At 56.7% G+C, this 17,915-nt stretch carries 16 protein-coding genes; 4 read left to right on the top strand and 12 right to left on the bottom strand.

Annotation, left to right across the window (positions count from 1 at the left end; all coding sequences use genetic code 11):
- Positions 1 to 39: 39 nt before the first annotated feature.
- The 3 genes from BY447_RS06420 to trxC all read right to left on the bottom strand — a co-directional run bounded on the left by BY447_RS06420 (position 40) and on the right by trxC (position 4,015).
- Positions 40 to 2,697 (bottom strand): GNAT family N-acetyltransferase, encoded by a 2,658-nt coding sequence (locus tag BY447_RS06420; protein ID WP_110330795.1) that lies wholly within the window; start codon positions 2,695 to 2,697, stop codon positions 40 to 42.
- Between the two features lie 139 nt (positions 2,698 to 2,836).
- Complete coding sequence (locus BY447_RS06415; protein WP_110330794.1) at positions 2,837 to 3,514, bottom strand: tRNA-uridine aminocarboxypropyltransferase; 678 nt, start codon at positions 3,512 to 3,514, stop codon at positions 2,837 to 2,839.
- Positions 3,515 to 3,595: 81 nt separating this feature from the next.
- The gene (gene trxC, locus BY447_RS06410) at positions 3,596 to 4,015 is read right to left on the bottom strand and encodes a thioredoxin TrxC (protein ID WP_013358802.1); all 420 of its coding nucleotides are present in this window, start codon (positions 4,013 to 4,015) and stop codon (positions 3,596 to 3,598) included.
- A 159-nt stretch (positions 4,016 to 4,174) separates the two neighbouring features.
- Here trxC and BY447_RS06405 point away from each other — a divergent pair, with 159 nt between their 5' ends.
- On the top strand, positions 4,175 to 5,359 hold the full coding sequence (locus BY447_RS06405) for a tRNA/rRNA methyltransferase (protein ID WP_110330793.1): 1,185 nt from the start codon (positions 4,175 to 4,177) through the stop codon (positions 5,357 to 5,359).
- 36 nt (positions 5,360 to 5,395) lie between these two features.
- On the opposite strand, the gene emrB is transcribed toward BY447_RS06405, so the two are convergent.
- The 9 genes from emrB to BY447_RS06360 form a co-directional block, all read right to left on the bottom strand.
- On the bottom strand, positions 5,396 to 6,931 hold the full coding sequence (gene emrB / locus BY447_RS06400) for a multidrug efflux MFS transporter permease subunit EmrB (RefSeq protein ID WP_033783940.1): 1,536 nt from the start codon (positions 6,929 to 6,931) through the stop codon (positions 5,396 to 5,398).
- Positions 6,932 to 6,947: 16 nt separating this feature from the next.
- Entirely contained in the window at positions 6,948 to 8,120 is a 1,173-nt protein-coding gene (emrA, locus tag BY447_RS06395) for a multidrug efflux MFS transporter periplasmic adaptor subunit EmrA (protein ID WP_110331919.1), read from the bottom strand.
- A gap of 150 nt (positions 8,121 to 8,270) precedes the next feature.
- Positions 8,271 to 8,801 (bottom strand): transcriptional repressor MprA, encoded by a 531-nt coding sequence (gene mprA / locus BY447_RS06390; protein WP_003850381.1) that lies wholly within the window; start codon positions 8,799 to 8,801, stop codon positions 8,271 to 8,273.
- A gap of 303 nt (positions 8,802 to 9,104) precedes the next feature.
- Positions 9,105 to 10,292 (bottom strand): MFS transporter, encoded by a 1,188-nt coding sequence (locus tag BY447_RS06385; protein WP_041457253.1) that lies wholly within the window; start codon positions 10,290 to 10,292, stop codon positions 9,105 to 9,107.
- A 294-nt stretch (positions 10,293 to 10,586) separates the two neighbouring features.
- On the bottom strand, positions 10,587 to 11,546 hold the full coding sequence (gene nrdF, locus BY447_RS06380) for a class 1b ribonucleoside-diphosphate reductase subunit beta (protein ID WP_110330792.1): 960 nt from the start codon (positions 11,544 to 11,546) through the stop codon (positions 10,587 to 10,589).
- A gap of 9 nt (positions 11,547 to 11,555) precedes the next feature.
- Entirely contained in the window at positions 11,556 to 13,694 is a 2,139-nt protein-coding gene (gene nrdE, locus BY447_RS06375; RefSeq protein WP_110330791.1) for a class 1b ribonucleoside-diphosphate reductase subunit alpha, read from the bottom strand.
- Entirely contained in the window at positions 13,664 to 14,077 is a 414-nt protein-coding gene (nrdI, locus tag BY447_RS06370; RefSeq protein WP_013358795.1) for a class Ib ribonucleoside-diphosphate reductase assembly flavoprotein NrdI, read from the bottom strand. Before nrdI ends, nrdE begins: the two co-directional genes overlap by 31 nt.
- A 4-nt stretch (positions 14,078 to 14,081) precedes the next feature.
- Positions 14,082 to 14,324, bottom strand: a complete 243-nt coding sequence (gene nrdH / locus BY447_RS06365) for a glutaredoxin-like protein NrdH (protein ID WP_033783939.1) — start codon at positions 14,322 to 14,324, stop codon at positions 14,082 to 14,084.
- 296 nt (positions 14,325 to 14,620) lie between these two features.
- Positions 14,621 to 14,938, bottom strand: coding sequence for a DUF883 family protein (locus tag BY447_RS06360; protein WP_110330790.1), 318 nt, complete (start codon positions 14,936 to 14,938; stop codon positions 14,621 to 14,623).
- A gap of 154 nt (positions 14,939 to 15,092) precedes the next feature.
- Here BY447_RS06360 and BY447_RS06355 point away from each other — a divergent pair, with 154 nt between their 5' ends.
- The 3 genes from BY447_RS06355 (at position 15,093) to mmuM (ending at position 17,899) form a co-directional block, all read left to right on the top strand.
- On the top strand, positions 15,093 to 15,428 hold the full coding sequence (locus BY447_RS06355; protein WP_003850360.1) for a DUF2002 family protein: 336 nt from the start codon (positions 15,093 to 15,095) through the stop codon (positions 15,426 to 15,428).
- Between the two features lie 136 nt (positions 15,429 to 15,564).
- The gene (gene mmuP / locus BY447_RS06350) at positions 15,565 to 16,974 is read left to right on the top strand and encodes an S-methylmethionine permease (protein WP_033783938.1); all 1,410 of its coding nucleotides are present in this window, start codon (positions 15,565 to 15,567) and stop codon (positions 16,972 to 16,974) included.
- Positions 16,964 to 17,899 (top strand): homocysteine S-methyltransferase, encoded by a 936-nt coding sequence (mmuM, locus tag BY447_RS06345; protein WP_110330789.1) that lies wholly within the window; start codon positions 16,964 to 16,966, stop codon positions 17,897 to 17,899. The genes mmuP and mmuM overlap by 11 nt, the downstream gene beginning before the upstream one ends.
- Positions 17,900 to 17,915: the final 16 nt, after the last annotated feature.

Here is a 17,915-nt window from a genome sequence, read left to right as displayed (position 1 = left end):
CTTCGTTGATTCGAACGTTTTTTACCTTTCTCTACAAGGTTAGCTGATCTCATTCTGTAAAGACAATTTCAGGCTGACAATACCGTCATCCAGTTGAATATCAACATGAAAATTGAGTTTTCGGGCCAGGGTAATCATGCCGCGGTTATGGGGCATGGTGATACCGTTCAATTGTTGCAAGCCGTGATGTCGGGTATAGCGGATCATCTTTTCCAGCAGACGACGGCCCATACCTAACCCTTTCAGGTCCGAACGGACCAGCACTGAAAACTCTGCATCAATGTTATCAGCGTCAGATATGGCGCGGGTGACGCCAATGATTTCGGGGCGCCCCTGATGCTGACGGACCGCCACAATCGCCATCTCTCGGTCATAATCGATCTGAGTCATATTGGCGAGGTCATCATGCGTGAACTCGTTGATCTCACTGAAGTAGCGGTAGTAGAGATCCTCTTTGGTAACCTGACTAATAAAATCGCGCAGTAAAGGCTCATCCTCTGGCAGAATCGGGCGGAACAGGCAGAATTGCCCATCTTTTAACTCTACCTGCTCTTCCAGATGCTGCGGATAAGGGCGAATGGCCAGTCGTGTTTCGTTATCGCCGTGGAACGGGGCCAGCGTCAGGGTCACGTCCAGCAGGGTAAAGTCATTGCCCGCCGCCAGCAGCGGATGAATATCCAGTCGCTGGATCTCCGGGCAATCCACGACCAGATCAGAGACCTGCACCAGCAGCTGACTCAGGCCGGGGATATCCAGCGGATTCAGGGCGCTGCGGCTGCGGATTTTTCCGCTCTTGATCGCCTGGATTACCAGATAGCGTGCCAGCGTCATATTCAGCGGGGGGAGGGCAACGGCAGCCTGTTTATCAGTCTGCCATTCAACTCCGCCTTCACCCAGCATAATAATTGGGCCAAACAGTGCATCCTGTTCGACCACAACCCGCAGTTCCTGCGCGCCCGCACGGCTTGCCATGCTCTGAACCAGCAGCCCCTCAATACGTGCCTGCGGCAGCGTCTGCTTTACCCGATCAAAAATAGCTTCGGCGGCATGCTCCACTTCACTGGCATTGCGCAGGTAGAGCATCACACCCTGAACCTCTGACTTATGGGCGATATCGGGTGAACGCAGCTTCAGCGCCACCGGGTAGCCAATCTGGTCGGCAATGGCTACCGCTGCCGCACTGTCACTGGCGATCCAGGTTGGCAGCGTGGCCAGCCCATAAGCCTGCAGCACCGGCTGCACTTCGTGAGTATCCAGTGAGGTAATGCCGCGCGCCAGCGCCTGTGACAGCAGCTGGTGAGCATGTGCACTATCCTGGTTCAGCGTGGCGGGCAGGGCAGGCGTTTCGCGCAGCTGCTTCTGATTACGCCGGTACTCAACCTGATGCATAAAAGCGGTGACAGTGCCTTCCGGCGTGCGCCAGGTCGGTATACCCGCCTGCGTAAAGGCACGACGCGCAGCCTGTGAAGAGAACTCGCCGCTCCAGTTGGTCAGCAGCGTCACCAGCTTGCCGCGCGGGTGGCGGGCCACGGTATCGATCAGATGAGCGGCTGTTTCAGTCGCAGGCGCGACCGCGCTTGGCGCATGAATGATCATTAAGGCATCAAGTTCATGGCTGTCGAGGAGGATCTCCACACAGGCAGCGTAGCGCTCAGCGGTGGCGTCATCTTTTAAATCCAGCGGATTACCGCGACCCGCACCAGCAGGCAAAATAGCCTCAAGCTGCTGACGCGTTTCATCGCTGAGCTGCGCCAGTTTCCCGTTGCGGGCGTAAAGCTCATCCAGCGCCAGCGCGGCGGGCGCCGCACCATTACTGATGATCATCAGCCTGTCACCGCGCAGTGGCCGCATATGACTCAGCGATTCAACGGCGGAAAACAGCTCATGGGTATCCTGAACCCGCAGCAATCCGGCGCGCTGAATGGCCGCATCCCAGGCCGCGTCCAGACCACTGTGGGTGCCAAGCAGCGCCTGCGCTTCACGGCTGCGACCACTCTTGATCACCAGAATCGGTTTATTACGGGAGGCGCTGCGTGAGGCGGAAACAAAGCGACGTGCGTCACTGAGGTGCTCCAGATAAAGGAGGATGGCACTGGTTTTACCGTCGCGAGCCAGGAAGTCGAGCAGGTCATCAACATCGGTGTCCAGGCTGTCACCCAGCGCGATAAACCACGAAAAACCGAGATTACGCTGCTGCGCCCAGTCGAGAATGGTATTCGACACGGCGGCGGACTGGGAGATAAACGCGATACGGCCTTTCTCTATGGGTACCGGCGAGAAGCTGGCATTGAGTCCCTGCCAGGGGGCCAGCAGACCAAGACTGTTCGGTCCCAGCAGACGTATCTGCCACTGGCTGGCGCAGGCTTTAAGTTCCGCCGACTGGCTGGCAGGCGCAGAGAGAATAATACAGGCCTTGCAGCCTTTCTCGCCGAGCTGTTGCAGCAATTCGAGGTTACGTTTTGAGTGGGTGCAGATCACCGCCAGGTCAGGCGCGAAAGGTAAGCTGTCGATAGTGGGCCAGGCGAGCACGCCGCTGACCGCTTTGTATTTTGGCGTCACCGGCAGCACCGGTCCGCTAAAACCGCCAGCCAGCAGGTTACGCATCATAAAGTAGCCGGCACGCCCGGGCGTGACCGAGGCACCAATCACCGCAATTGATTTAGGTCGTAACAGCGCTTCCAGTCCGCGTTGGCTCATCTCGCCCTCCAGAGATCGGGATTTGCGTGATTGTAAACGCTTTTTGCTGACCGTGCTTCCGGGCAGATCGCAGGCTGAACATCCGGATCCTGCAAACTGTCAGGGCAGGCTCATGCCTGCCAGCCAGAGAGGGATGCGGTTAAGCCTGCCCGGCGTGATGCGGCTTTCCTGCCAGGTAAGCCGTGCGGAACCGATCGAAATGGTGAGATAACGCCTCTGCCGCCCGCCGATCGCCCGCCTGTGCCAGCAGTGCCGCTGCCACTTCAGCGGTACAGTGCTGACCTTCACCGTGGGCCTCACGCAGCGTATAGCGCGAAGGCGTGCTGACATCCAGCGACATCACCGGCAGGGCATCGAGCCAGGGACTTTTGCGAAACATCTTGCGCGCTTCGGTCCAGGTGCCATCCAGCATAATAAACAGCGGCGGCTTGCCGCTGATGGGCGGCGTTGTCAGCACCTCGCGACCGGGATCGGCATAGGAAGCCGGGAAGACGACCAGCGGCTGATAATCGGAATTGCGCACGGCCACCAGCAGCAGCGGATCCGGTTCGGTGCGTGACCAGCCAAATGCCTGGGTATCCGGCAGAATATCGGCAATCAGACGACCGGTGTTACTCGGCTTCATTGGCTCGGTATCAAACATCACCAGGCAGAAGCGACTGCGGGCAGACTGCGGCACGATCTGACTGCAGAGGCAGTTGGCCTCTGGCAGCAGGCAGCCCTGGCAGCGAATGACCCGATTTCCGCGCGCGAGGAAAGGACGGGTGGCACGGGCCAGGCGTTGGGTGCGCAAGCGCAAAACGGCATTATCAGACATGAGTATTCAGGGCAGGAAAAACGTCAGTGTAATCGAAGCGCAGATGAAAAGGAAAAGGCCAGACTGGCTGGCCTTTGAAGTTTAAAGTGATTCGTCGAGCCATTCGTTAAATGGCGCTTTGGGCATAGCTCCGTTCAGCATGTCGACCCGCTCGCCATTTTTAAACAGCATGATGGTCGGGATGCTGCGAATGTTGAAACGGGCGCTCAGGGCGGGCTCCGCTTCGGTATTCACTTTAATAAAGCGGACCTTGCCGCTGCGTTCACTAGCGACATCTTTAAACACCGGCGCAAAATTGACGCAGGGGCCGCACCAGGGCGCCCAGAAATCGATCACTACCGGCAGATCATCCTGCAGATATTTGTCAAAGTTGGCGCTGGTGGCATTCACCACTTCGCCATCGAACAGCTCATTTCCACAGCGACCACATTTCGCCACGTCGGCAAGGCGTTCGTCAGGAACGCGATTGGTTGCCTGACATGAAGCGCATACCGTATTCATAGGAACCTCTGATGTTGAAAAGTGTCAGTCTGGTAATAGTTGTCCATTATGAAAGGGGACGGATTTTCGCTCAATCTGGATTGCTCTATAGGTTCAATAGTTGATAGCTAAGCGTCAGCACATCAGGTAATCTGCGCGCTCTAAATGCAGGAGGAAGACATGAACGACGAATATAAAGGCAAGAGCGGCAAAGTTAAGGTGATGTACGTGCGTGGCGAGGACGATAAAAGCGCGCGCGCGCCGAATCCTCGTACAGGCAAAGGTGGTCACTCTGCTGCCCGCCAGGATGATAATCGTCGTTCATCTGGCCCCCGCACTGAACGCACTCAGGAAGGCGGTCGCTCCGCTGGTCGTCGTAGTGACGACACCGGTCGCAGCAGTTCACCACGTCGTGATGAAGGCGGACGTGGCGCACCACGCCGTTCAGACGATGGCGCAGGTCGCCGCAACGATCGTGGTGATGACAGCCGCGGCGCCTATGGCAGCAGCGATTCCCCGTGGCGCACCGTGTCACGCGCACCATTCGCCGATCGTGCGTCATCCCCTGAGAGCGATAAGCCGGATCACGGCGGCATCAGCGGCAAGAGCTTCGTCGATCCTGAGCAGATCCGCCGTCAGCGTAATGAAGAGACCCGCGTCTATGGCGAGAACGCCTGTCAGGCGCTGTTCCAGAGCCGTCCGGAAGCGATTGTTCGCGCCTGGTTCGTGCAGGAAGTCACACCGCGTTTCCGCGAAGCGCTGCGCTGGCTGGCGGCTAACCGCAAAGCCTATCACGTGGTAGAAGATGCTGAGATCACCAAAGCGTCAGGTACTGAGCATCATGGCGGCGTCTGCTTCCTGATCAAAAAGCGTATGGGCATGGCGGTATCTGAATGGCTGAGCCAGGCAAATACCAAAGATTGCGTACTGGCACTGGAAGATGTCAGCAACCCGCATAACCTCGGCGCAATTATGCGCAGCTGCGCGCACTTTGGCGTAAAAGGTTTGCTGGTGAATGACGCTTCACTGCTGGAGTCAGGTGCAGCCGTGCGTACCGCAGAAGGCGGCGCTGAGCATGTGCAGGCGATCAGCGGCGCAACCTTCAGCGAAGGTCTGGAAGCGTTCCGTAAAGCGGGTTACACCATCGTGACCACCTCCAGCCATCAGGGTACGCCGCTGGCGCAGGCTCAGCTGCCGGAGAAAATGGTGCTGGTGTTAGGTCAGGAGCGTGAAGGTCTTTCTGACACCGCGTTCAAGCAGGGTGATATGAGCCTGTCGATTGGCGGCACCGGTAACGTGGAAAGCCTCAATGTCTCGGTCGCAACCGGCGTACTGCTTGCCGAATGGTGGCGTCAGAACGCATAAAAAAACGGGCCGAAAGGCCCGTTTTGCTGTGTGACATCAGTGCGCGCCACCACCACCACCGCCTGCCCCAAACGGCGGACGGGCAAACCAGATCAGCACCAGCAGGATCAAAAATACTCCTGCCGATGCCCAGAAGATCTCATTCGCTGAAATAATCAGTCCCTGATTGGTAATCTGCTGCGCGATATAAGCTGACGCCTGCTGCTGCGTCATCCCCATGCTCTCCAGCTGGCTATACATCTGCTGTGAATTGACGTTATACGGGGTAATCGACTCCGTCAGATAGCTATGATGCATCGACTCGCGGTTCGTCCACATGGTGGTGGTAATCGACGTTCCCACTGAACCGGCAAAGGTTCGCATAAAGTTCGACAGGCTGGATGCGGCGGCCATGCGCTCCGGCGGCAGTCCCGACAGCGTAATGGTGGTCAGCGGCATAAAGAAGCAGGCCACGGCAAAGCCCTGAATAAACTGCGGCCAGGCTGAGGCACCAAAGTCCATGCCCGGTTCAAACGTATACGCGCGCCAGTAGAAGCAGACGGCATACATAATGAAGCTGAACGTGACCAGCCGTCGCATGTCGAGCTTATGCGCAAAGCGACCAATAATCGGCGACAGGATTACCGGCAAAATCCCCACCGGCGCAGATGCCAGACCCGCCCAGGTTGCGGTGTAGCCGTAGACCTCCTGCAGCAGTTGCGGCAACAGGACTATCGAGCCGAAGTAAAGCATATAAGCCAGACTGATCGACAGGCAGCCAATGGTGAAGTTGCGCGATTTAAACAGCGACAGGTCGATGATAGGGTGATCGTCCGTCAGCTCCCACACCAGCAGCACTGACAGCGCAATCACCGCCACGACCCCGAGCACGATAATCTCGGACGAGTTAAACCAGTCAAGCTCCTTTCCGCGGTCCAGCATCACCTGCAGACAGCCGATCCCCACCACCAGCAGCACCAGACCGACCATATCGATCGGCCGGATTTCTGTTTTGGTTTCCCGGCCACGCAGGGTCTGCAGCGTCAGTATGACTACTGCCACACCAATGGGCACGTTGATAAAGAAGATCCAGCCCCAGTGGTAGTTATCGCTGATCCAGCCACCCAGTATCGGGCCACAGATCGGCGCAACAATCACTGTCATCGCCCACAGCGACAGCGCAACACTCCGCTTGGCCGGGGGATAGTTGTTGAGAAGAAGACTTTGCGACAGCGGAATCAACGGACCCGCGACGATCCCCTGAATGACGCGGAAAAAGATCAGCATCTCCAGGCTATCTGACATGCCACATGCCCAGGAGGCGATAGCAAACAGAATGGTCGACCAGGTGAAGAGCTTCACTTCACCGATGCGTTTTGCCAGCCAGCCGGTCAGGGGGATCGAGATCGCATTGGCGACGCCAAACGAAGTGATCACCCATGTGCCCTGAGAGTTCGACGCCCCCAGGTTCCCGGCAATGGTGGGGATAGCCACGTTGGCGATGGTCGAGTCCAGAACCTGCATGAACGTCGCCAGCGACAGCGCAATGGTCATCAGGACCAGCGGCATCCCTTCAAGCGGTTTTTGTGCCATTACAGACTCCGCGTTCTCATCCGGCGTTGGCGCGGACGATATCGGTGATCAGCTGATTGACCGGCGCAAGGTCAATCGCCAGCGCGTTGCTGCTGTAAGCGGCCTGCTGACGGGCGCTGGTGGCGAGCGCGCTACCCTCTTTGCTGGTGGTATCGATTTTAACCAGCGTGGAGAGGCCGATGCGCAGCGGATGCCTGGCGATATCGTCCTGATTCAGTTCGATACGAACCGGCAGACGCTGAACCACTTTAATCCAGTTACCGGTGGCGTTCTGTGCGGGCAGCAGAGAGAAGGCGCTGCCGGTGCCCATATCCAGCCCCACGACTTTGCCCTGATAAACCACTTCGTCACCGTAGATATCGGCGACCACGGTGGCAGGCTGACCGATACGGACGCCTGCCAGCTGCGTCTCTTTGAAATTCGCATCGACCCACAGATTGGTGGCAGGTACGACAGCCAGCAGCGGGGTGCTGGTAGAGATTTGCGAACCGACCTGTACGCTGCGACGGGAGATAAAGCCATCCATCGGGCTGCGGATTTCGGTGCGCTGCAGCGCCAGCCAGGCGTCACGCAGCTCAGCCGCGCTCTGTTGCACGGCAGGCTGATTCTCCAGCGAGGTGTTGAGGATCATAGCCTGATTCGCATTGTATTGCTGAATGGCTACGTCCAGCTGCGCTTTGGCCGTTGCCACGGCGTCACGGGCGTGCTGCAACTCTTCACGGCCAATCAGGTTAGCCGCACCTAATGGCTCACGACGTTTCAGGTCGGCTTCTGCCTGCGCCAGCGCGGTCTGCTGCAGCGTAATGCTGGCCTGATACTGTTTGCCATTAATCATCAGCTGATGCGTCTGACGCACGCTGGTGGCCAGAGCCGTCTGCGCTTTTTCAAACGCCTGCTCGGCATCGGTCTTATCGAGCGACACCAGCACATCGCCTTTTTTGACGAAATCGGTATCTTCAAACCAGACTTTATTCACGCTACCGGAGACCTGGGCCATCACCTGCACCTGATTACCTGCAACGTAGGCGTCATCGGTTTCCTGAAAATGGCGCAGGACCAGGAACCAGTAAACGCCCCAGGCAATACCAATCAGCACAAAGATCAGCGCCAGCACAATGAGCACGCTTTTGCGCTTCTTCTTTTTGCTGGCTGACGGTTGCGGGCTTTGTGCTTCTGCCGTTGCACTCATGACTTTCTCCACGTTTTCCATTTAGTCGGGCGGCAGAAATCCTTTTCTGCCAGCGCCCGAGTCGAAAAAGCCAGCGACTGAGCGCTGGCCAGATAAAAAAGGAAATTAAAATAACGATTTCGACAGGTGATTGTGTCGCACTTATTGCTATTAGCGGGACAGCGAGGCGATCAGCTGATCTTCATCCATTTTATCAAGACGATTAAGCAACTTACGGGTAATGCCTTCGAGCTGAGACTTCTCATCGACTGACAGCGACGACCAGAGGTACTGCAGGCTCTGATGCTGAGGTGGCAGCAACTGACGCAGGAACTCCATCCCTTTATCGGTCAGATGCAGGTGCAGACAACGACGATCGTGATCGCTTTCGCGGCGCTCAATCCAGCCGCGCTTTTCCAGCTCATCAGCAATGCGCGTGGCATTGGTGCGTGAAGAGCCAAGGGCAGAGCTGAGCTCAGAAGGCTGAATGCTGTGATTTTCCTGCGCATCCAGTGTAATCAACGCCATAAACAGGGTCTCATTAATACCCTGTGCTTTCAGCATCTTATTGCGATTGTCCAGCAGTTTACCCTGCATATGCATACAGAGACGCGTCAGAATAATTTCCTGCAACGGAAAATCCTTATGGCGATTGGCACGGATGTTTAGCATCTGCTCAATGGGAGTAAACGAACTTTCCATTAAAAAAAACCTCACTAATTGCAACTTGTATAATAACTATGGTGACAGGCTAAGCGTAGTCACTTTTTGGCAGGTGGTCGCTGACAGACTCGCACGCTGCACCATCAAAGGTATTCCAGGCCATTCCCTGGCCCTGGGTCAAAAACCCGTACGCCCGGCGGCAGCCGCAGTGCCGGGACGTTATCAAAAAGGGGGCAAATTTAATAATATCGCGAGGAAAAATAACTGAAGTGAATAGGTTTGTTACTAACCATAACAAACCTAACCATTTGTGACCAGACCAATGCACTGTCCGGACAGCCTTCAGTTAATTTTTTCCGGCTCAAAGCGCGATCCGCCCGCCCAGATCAGCAGATTTACCAAAGTCAGTAACGCGCCAGCGATACAGACACCATACCAGCCCGCAAGATGGTAAGCGGTAGCGGAGAGCAGCGAGCCCGCCGCACCGCCGATAAAGTAGCTGGTCATGTAACCGGCATTCAGACGGTTACGCGCCTCCGGCATCTGCGCATAAATCACGCTCTGATTGGTGATATGTACAGCCTGCACCGCCAGATCCAGCAGCAGGATGCCGACGATCAGCGGCACAAGCTGCTCTGCACCCCACGCGATGGCGGCCCACGACAGCAGCATCAGCAGCAGGCCCAGTCGGGTCGTCAGCTTCGCTTTACCTTTGTCGGCCAGTGAACCCGCCTGACGTGCGGCCAGCGCACCCGCGGCACCGACCAGGCCCAGCAAGCCAATTTTGCCTTCTGAGAAGTGATAGGGCGCGCCGGAGAGCAGAAACGCCATCGAGGTCCAGAGCAGACTGAAATTGGCAAAGGAGAGACAGCCGGTCCAGGCACGAGTGCGGATCACCCGATTGCCTGCATACAGACGAAAGATGGACGCCAGCAGTTGCGGATAGCTCATGGGCACGGATTGTTTCACGCGTGGCAGCGAGCGCCACAGTGCCAGCGCCATAATCACCATCAGCAGGCTGGCGGTCCAGTAGACGGTGCGCCAGCCGCCAAGCTGTGCCAGGCCGCCTGCCACGGTACGCGCCAGCAGAATTCCCAGCAGCAGACCGCTCATTACCGTTCCGACAATTTTACCGCGTCGCTCCGGCTCAGCCAGCGTGGCGGCCAGCGGCACCAGAATTTGTGCGGCGACCGAAAACAGGCCGGTCATGACCGTGCCCAGCAGTAAAAAGAGGAACGTGTGCGACAGGGCGATAATCACCATGCCCGTCGCAGCCAGCAGGATCATCGTCACAATCAGGCTGCGTCGTTCAAAGCGATCGCCCAGCGGCACCAGCAACAGCAGACCGCAGGCGTAGCCGAGTTGCGCCGTGGTGACAATAAACCCGGCAAGGCTCACAGAGAGATCAAACTGTTGGGCGATGGTATTGAGCAGTGGCTGAACGTAGTAATTACTGGCTACACAGAGGCCGGTAGCTACCGACATCAGCATTACTAAAGCAGGCGTCAGACCCTGGCGAGTCGCATTCATAAACAGCATCGGTCGCTAATAATCATTTGAGGTTAATAATAACTCAAAAAACTATTTCACACGCATGTTTATTAACAGGCCATACCAGTCATAACAAGAGGTTTAAACCACGGTAGAGGATTTACGGGTGACGTTATGCGAACAGGCTCAGGAAGCATACGCCTTTCGCAAAGACGTGAAAGATGCCATCCATGGCCCGCTATGCTTTGCTACAGGCGTATGTTCCCATCGCTTTAAGTTTTGGTGCCGTCTGAATGAAGAAACGCTTTCAGATCAGGACGACCTGCCCGACTATCAGAAATTCCAGTCTTCGTCTTCAGTTTCGACCGCTTTGCCCATCACATAGGAGGAGCCTGAACCCGAGAAGAAGTCGTGGTTCTCGTCAGCGTTGGGTGACAGTGCCGACAGAATCGCCGGATTGACGGCCGTCAGCTCCGCCGGGAATAGTGCCTCATAGCCCAGATTCATCAATGCTTTGTTGGCATTGTAGTGCAGGAAAGTTTTTACCTCTTCCACCCAGCCGACATCGGCATAAAGCGCTTCGGTGTAAGCCACTTCGTTTTCATACAGCGCCAGCAGCAGATCATAAGCGAACTGCTGCAGCTCTTCGCGACGCAGATCGTCAGCGCTGGCCAGCGCCTGCTGATATTTATAGCCAATGTAGTAACCGTGCACCGCTTCATCGCGAATAATCAGGCGAATCAGGTCTGCGGTATTGGTCAGCTTGCCCCGGCTTGACCAGTACATCGGCAGCCAGAAGCCGGAATAGAACAGGAACGACTCCAGGAAGACGCTGGCGATCTTCTTCTTCAGCGGATCATCTGCCCGGTAGTGCTCCAGGATAATGCGCGCCTTGTTCTGCAGCGGCCCATTCTCTTCGCTCCACTGGTAGGCGGCATCCACATCCTGCGTGTTGCACAGGGTTGAGAAGATCGAACTGTAGGAGCGGGCATGTACCGCTTCCATAAAGCTGATATTCGACAGCACAGCCTCTTCGTGTGGGGTAATCGCATCCTCCATCAGTCCCGGCGCGCCGATCACGTTCTGAATGGTGTCGAGCAGCGTCAGGCCGGTAAAGACCCGGATAGTCAGCTGCTGCTGCTGTTTATCCAGCGTCTGCCAGCCGGGCAGATCGTTGGAGAGTGGCACCTTTTCCGGCAGCCAGAAGTTGCTGGTAAGGCGATTCCACACCTCAAGATCTTTATCATCCTGAATGCGGTTCCAGTTAATGGCCTGAATCTGTTTAAGTTTCATCGTTTTTCATTACAGGGAGCAGGAAACGCAGCCCTGAACCTCCGTGCCCTGAAGCGCCATCTGACGCAGTCGAATGTAATAGAGCGTTTTGATGCCTTTTTTCCACGCGTAAATCTGCGCTTTGTTGATGTCACGGGTGGTGACGTCATCGCGGAAGAACAGCGTCAGCGACAGTCCCTGATCGACGTGCTGCGTTGCTTCTGCGTAGGTATCAATAATTGCTTCCGGCCCAATCTGATACGCATCCTGATAGAGGTGAAGATTCTCATTGGTCATAAATGGCGCGGGATAGTAGACGCGGCCGGTTTTGCCCTCTTTGCGGATCTCGATAGGGGAGACAATCGGATGGATGCTGGAGGTGGCGTGGTTGATGTAGGAGATCGAACCGGTCGGCGGGATCGCCTGCAGGTTCTGATTAAACAACCCGTGCTGCATCACCGCATCACGCAGCGCCTGCCAGTCTGCCTGCGTGGGCAGCGTCAGTCCGGCATCGGCAAACAGTTGAGCTACCCGTTCAGTACGCGGCAGCCACGCGCGCTGCAGATACTTATCGAAATAAACGCCGCTGGCGTAGTCCGAATCCGCAAAGCCGTCGAAAGTCTGCTGATGCTCCTGCGCCAGCTGATTAGAGGTACGCAGCGCATAGTAGGTGATGCAATAGAAGTAGAGATTGGTGAAATCCAGCGCTTCCGGCGAACCGTAGGCGATGCCTTCACGCGCCAGATAGCCGTGCAGGTTCATCTGACCCAGGCCAATGGCGTGCGAGCGGCGATTGCCTTCGGCGATGGAAGGCACCGAGCCGATCTCGCTCATCATCGACACCGACGTCAGGGCGCGAACGGCCACATCCACGGTGCGCGCCAGATCGCGCGAATCCATGGCGTGCGCAATATTCAGTGAGCCGAGATTACACGAGATATCTTTGCCGACGCGGCGATAGCTGAGATCGTCGTTGTACTCGCTGGCGCTGTTTACCTGCAGGATCTCAGAGCAGAGGTTGCTCATATTGATGCGACCGGCAATCGGGTTGCTGCGGTTCACACTGTCCTCATACATGATGTAGGGATAGCCCGACTCAAACTGAATTTCGGCCAGCGTCTGGAAAAAATCACGCGGCTGAATATAGGTTTTTCGGATGCGATCGTCCGCCAGCATCTCGTCATACTTTTCGCTGATGCTGATATCACCAAAGGCCTGACCGTAGATCCGCTCCACGTCGTAGGGCGAGAACAGCGCCATCGGTTTATTCTCTTTCGCCAGCTGGAAAGTGATATCGGGGATCACCACGCCCAGCGACAGGGTTTTGATGCGGATCTTCTCGTCGGCATTTTCGCGCTTGGTATCCAGAAAGCGAAAAATATCGGGATGGTGCGCATTGAGCCACACCGCGCCAGCGCCCTGACGTGCGCCAAGCTGATTCGCATAAGAGAAGGCATCTTCCAGCATTTTCATTACCGGAATCACGCCCGACGACTGATTTTCTATGCGCTTGATCGGCGCGCCGGACTCTCGCAGATTGGACAGTAAAAAGGCGACGCCGCCGCCCCGTTTTGACAGCTGCAGTGCCGAGTTCACGGCGCGACCAATCGACTCCATATTGTCTTCGATACGCAGCAGGAAGCAGGAGACCAGCTCACCGCGCTGCTGTTTGCCGCAGTTCAGAAAGGTGGGGGTGGCGGGCTGGAAACGGCCGCTGAGGATCTCCTCCAGCAGCGCCCGCGCCAGCGTTTCATCGCCCTGGGCCAGCGTCAGCGCCACCATACAGGCGCGCTGCTCGAAGGTTTCCAGATAGCGTTTGCCATCAAAGGTCTTCAGCGTATAGCTGGTGTAGTACTTCCAGGCACCGAGAAAGGTTTTGAACTCAAATCCCCGGTTCTCCGCCACCTCATGCAGCGCAAGCAGGAAATCAAAATCGTACTGGTTCAGCATGTCCGCTTCGTAATAGCTCTCTGCCACCAGATAGCGTAAACGCTCAGCGTTGCTGGCGAAGGAAACCGTATTGGGCTGTACATGCTGCAGATAAAACTGACGTGTCGCTTCGCGATCCTTGTCGAACTGGATGCGGCCATCCGCGTCATAGAGGTTCAGCATGGCATTAAGGGCGTGATAATCGAGCGTCACGCCGTTGAGGGTATCTGTTGTTGCCAAAATTGGGTTACTCCCGCTTTAACTTTCGCAATATCGTCAGGCGTTCCCATCAGCTCGAAGCGGTAGAGGCAGGGAACCTGACATTTTTTTGCAATGATGCTGCCCGCCAGGCAGTAACCGGCACCGAAGTTACGGTTGCCGGCCGCGATCACGCCACGAATACCGCGCCGGTTCGCCTCATCATTAAGAAACTGAATCACCTGACGGGGCACCGCACCGCGACTGCTGCCACCGCCGTAGCTGGGCACCACCAGAATATAGGGCTGGTCGATATGCAGCGCCTCCCGCGCATCCAGCGGGATGCGCCGGGCGGGCAGGCCGAGACGTGTCACAAACCGGTGGGTGTTTTCCGACTGGCTGGAAAAATAGACCAGCGGGAACATGCGGTTAGCCTCCGACAGCGGCAAGCTGGCGCAGCGTGGCGATCTTGTCCGGGCGGAAGCCGCTCCAGTGATCGTTATCCGCCATCACGACCGGTACCTGGCGGTAGCCCAGTGTTTTCAGGTTATCGATCGCATCCGGCTGGCTGTCGAGATTGATGAGCTGATAGGCGAGACCCTGGCGGTCCATGGCATTTTTGGTCGCCGTGCACTGGACACAGTTATCTTTAGTGTAAATAATAATGCGCATGATTCGTATTTCCCTCTGTATACGGTTCTGATGCCCGGAAATAAAGCTGATGCAGCCTGTTGCGGCCTTCATTCGGGCGGGCATGTGGTTTCGTGCTGATGAGGTAAATACTAGATGTAGTGGTTTGAGGGGTCAAGCCCACCAGATATAGGGTTTTATGATTTGCATTTGCGCAACTCAGGCAAAGCCAGCAGGGATGCGCCCTGCCGCCTGGAAAATTATTTTGTAAATGTCGCAGGCCGGAAAAAGGGCAAAAAAAAGCCCCGCACGGGGCAGGGCTCGGGGATTTTTTGTACTTAGCGGCGTGAAGCCAGCAGTATACCCACTACGATACCAAACGCGGCGCCGACACCGACACCGTGCCATGGTTTGTCATGCACGTAGGAATCAACCTGTGCACCAGCATCACGTGCAACCTGAGATACGCGGTTGCTGCCACCGTTCAGTTTAGAGCGGGTCTGCTTCAGCAGTTTTTCTGCCTGACTGCGGGCAGAATCCACTTCGTCTTTGGCGTCACTGCCATAAGATTTCAACAGCGCTTCGAGTGAATCGGCCAGCTCATTCACATCCTGATTGATATCAATGTCATCGTTTTTTACAGTGCGATTAAACATTTTTTAGCTCCCTTTGATTTAAAAACGTAATACTAGTGTAGACGACCTTTTTGATAAACGAGACGCGGGAGTGTTCTTTAGGGAAAATTCCGAATGCCCACTCTGTCATGCTGATGTAAGGTTGCGAAGCTTTTGAAAGAGGAGAGGATCGAGCATGTATTTACGACCAGATGAGGTAGCGCGCGTACTGGAAAAAGCGGGTTTCGAAGTCGATGAAATTACCCCACGGGCCTATGGCTATCGCCGTGGTGAAAACTACGTTTATGTGAATCGCGAAGCGCGCATGGGGCGCATGGCTTTAGTGATTCACCCGACGCTGAAAGAGAAAAGCCAGCCGTTCGCTGAACCTGCTTCAGAAATGAAGACCTGCGATCACTACACCCAATTCCCTCTCTACCTGGCGGGTGATTCACAGGAACATTACGGCATCCCGCACGGATTCAGTTCCCGCATGGCGCTGGAACGCTATATTCAAAGCGTTTTCGGCTAACGCATCAGGCCCCGCCGCGACGGGGCACTGAACCACCTGACCATCCTCCCTGTTTACCCTGCCGTTGCAATTACCGGCTGTGACGCGTATAAATTTGTCCCTTATAGATGTTTAGACGTCCATACGGATAAAAGTGATGAGCGAACAGCCAACTCCCTCGCAGGAACAATTTAAACGCACCATGAAAGTGCGCCATCTGGTGATGTTATCGCTGGGCGGCGTGATCGGCACCGGCCTGTTTTTTAACACCGGCTATATCATTTCAACCACCGGCGCGGCGGGAACGCTGCTCGCCTATCTGATTGGCGCGCTGGTGGTCTGGCTGGTGATGGTCTGCCTGGGCGAACTCTCCGTAGCGATGCCGGAAACCGGCGCGTTCCACGTCTACGCCGCGCGTTATCTCAGCCCGGCAACCGGCTACACCGTGGCCTGGCTCTACTGGCTGACCTGGACGGTGGCGCTTGGCTCCAGCCTGACGGCGGCAGGTTTCTGTATGCAGTACTGGTTCCCGCAGATCCCGGTGTGGATCTGGTGCCTGGTCTTCTGCTGCGCCATCTATCTGCTCAACGTCATCTCAACCCGCTTCTTCGCGGAAGGAGAGTTCTGGTTCTCACTGATAAAAGTCGTCACGATTGTCGCCTTTATCGTGCTGGGCGGCGCGGCAATGTTTGGCTTTATCCCGATGAAAGATGGCACGCCCGCGCCGGGCCTGAGCAATCTCACCGCGCACGGCTGGCTGCCCAATGGCGTACTGCCGATTCTGATGACGATGGTAGCGGTGAACTTCGCCTTTTCCGGCACCGAGCTGATCGGGATTGCTGCCGGTGAAACTCAGCAGCCGGAGAAAGTGCTGCCGCTGGCGATCCGCACGACGGTGGCCCGACTGATTATTTTCTTTATCGGCACCGTATTTGTGCTGGCGGCGCTGATCCCGATGGATCAGGCGGGGATTGTGAAAAGCCCGTTTGTGCTGGTGTTTGAAAAGATCGGCATTCCTTATGCGGCTGACATCATTAACTTTGTGATCCTGACCGCTATCCTCTCTGCGGCCAACTCGGGCCTGTATGCCTCCGGGCGCATGCTCTGGTCGCTGGCTAATGAAAATACACTGCCGCGCGCCTTTGCCAGCGTCAACAAGCGCGGCGTGCCTCTGCTGGCCATCACCGTCAGCATGATCGGTGGCTTACTGGCGCTGGTCTCCAGCGTGGTCGCACCGGACACGGTATTTGTGGCGCTGTCGGCCATCTCCGGCTTTGCGGTGGTCGCGGTCTGGCTCAGCATCTGCGCCTCGCATTTTGTTTTCCGTCGCCGTCATCTTCAGCAGGGCAAATCGCTGGCAGAGCTGGGCTACCGTGCGCCGCTCTATCCGCTGACGCCGGTTCTGGGCTTTCTGCTCTGCCTGCTGGCCTGTCTCGGGCTGGCGTTTGATCCGACCCAGCGTATCGCGCTGTGGTGTGGCATCCCGTTTGTGCTGTTCTGCTATGCCGCTTACCATCTGACCCACAAATCATCCCCGAAGCCTGAGGAGGCCAAAGATGTCGCATAACCCTGTCGCGCAGGCTTTAACGGAGTCGCCATTGCTGATTCTGGATGGCGCGCTGGCCACCGAGCTGGAAGCCCGCGGCTGCCATCTGGCCGATGCGCTCTGGTCAGCGAAAGTGCTGATGGAAAATCCTGAGCTGATCTACCAGGTTCACTACGATTATTTTGTTGCCGGGGCGCGCTGTGCCATCACTGCCAGCTACCAGGCGACGCCGCAGGGCTTTGCCACACGCGGTCTCGATGAGGCGCAGTCACTGGCGTTGATCGCCCAGAGCGTCGAACTGGCGCGCCGCGCCCGTCACGATTACCTGGCGGTACGGCCCGATGCGAAAACGCTGCTGGTGGCGGGATCGGTGGGGCCGTATGGTGCCTTCCTGGCGGATGGTTCGGAATATCGCGGCGACTACGCGTTGCCTGAAGCGGAGATGATGGCGTTTCACCGCCCGCGCGTGCAGGCGCTGCTGGCGGCGGGTGCCGATCTGCTGGCCTGTGAAACCCTGCCTTCCTTTGCTGAAGCGCAGGCGCTGGTGAAGCTGCTGGCTGAATTTCCTGAAAGCCGCGCCTGGTTTACGTTTACCCTGCGTGATGCCGGACACATCAGCGACGGCACGCCGCTGTCAGAGGTGGTGAGCTGGCTGAATCAGCAGCCACAGGTGGTGGCCATGGGAATCAACTGCGTGGCACTTGAGAGCGTGACGCCTGCGCTACACCAGTTGCAGAGGCTGACCGACAAACCGCTGGTGGTCTATCCCAACTCCGGCGAACAGTATGATGCCGACAGCAAAACCTGGCATTCAGCGCCCTCGGGCTGCACGCTGCATGACAAGCTGGACGAGTGGCAACAGGCGGGCGCGAAGCTGATTGGCGGCTGCTGCCGTACCTCTCCCAACGACATCGCGGCTATCGCCCGCGCTTGTCAACCGCAATAAGCTGGCTGAATCGGGC

The organism is Pantoea sp. JKS000250 (assembly GCF_003201065.1).
Lineage (GTDB): Bacteria > Pseudomonadota > Gammaproteobacteria > Enterobacterales > Enterobacteriaceae > Pantoea > Pantoea vagans.
The sequence above is the reverse complement of the archived record's forward strand: the minus strand, read 5'-3'. Positions and strand labels throughout refer to the sequence as shown.

Bases quoted from the DNA above. Each gene is read 5' to 3' on its own strand.
- mmuP (WP_033783938.1), top strand. From the start codon at position 15,565: ATGAGCGAACAGCCAACTCCCTCGCAGGAACAATTTAAACGCACCATG.
- emrA (WP_110331919.1), bottom strand. From the start codon at position 8,120: ATGAGTGCAACGGCAGAAGCACAAAGCCCGCAACCGTCAGCCAGCAAA.
- nrdF (WP_110330792.1), bottom strand. From the start codon at position 11,546: ATGAAACTTAAACAGATTCAGGCCATTAACTGGAACCGCATTCAGGAT.
- BY447_RS06405 (WP_110330793.1), top strand. From the start codon at position 4,175: ATGAACGACGAATATAAAGGCAAGAGCGGCAAAGTTAAGGTGATGTAC.
- nrdI (WP_013358795.1), bottom strand. From the start codon at position 14,077: ATGTTCCCGCTGGTCTATTTTTCCAGCCAGTCGGAAAACACCCACCGG.
- mmuM (WP_110330789.1), top strand. From the start codon at position 16,964: ATGTCGCATAACCCTGTCGCGCAGGCTTTAACGGAGTCGCCATTGCTG.
- BY447_RS06355 (WP_003850360.1), top strand. From the start codon at position 15,093: ATGTATTTACGACCAGATGAGGTAGCGCGCGTACTGGAAAAAGCGGGT.
- BY447_RS06385 (WP_041457253.1), bottom strand. From the start codon at position 10,292: ATGAATGCGACTCGCCAGGGTCTGACGCCTGCTTTAGTAATGCTGATG.
- emrB (WP_033783940.1), bottom strand. From the start codon at position 6,931: ATGGCACAAAAACCGCTTGAAGGGATGCCGCTGGTCCTGATGACCATT.
- BY447_RS06420 (WP_110330795.1), bottom strand. From the start codon at position 2,697: ATGAGCCAACGCGGACTGGAAGCGCTGTTACGACCTAAATCAATTGCG.
- BY447_RS06360 (WP_110330790.1), bottom strand. From the start codon at position 14,938: ATGTTTAATCGCACTGTAAAAAACGATGACATTGATATCAATCAGGAT.
- BY447_RS06415 (WP_110330794.1), bottom strand. From the start codon at position 3,514: ATGTCTGATAATGCCGTTTTGCGCTTGCGCACCCAACGCCTGGCCCGT.
- mprA (WP_003850381.1), bottom strand. From the start codon at position 8,801: ATGGAAAGTTCGTTTACTCCCATTGAGCAGATGCTAAACATCCGTGCC.
- nrdH (WP_033783939.1), bottom strand. From the start codon at position 14,324: ATGCGCATTATTATTTACACTAAAGATAACTGTGTCCAGTGCACGGCG.
- trxC (WP_013358802.1), bottom strand. From the start codon at position 4,015: ATGAATACGGTATGCGCTTCATGTCAGGCAACCAATCGCGTTCCTGAC.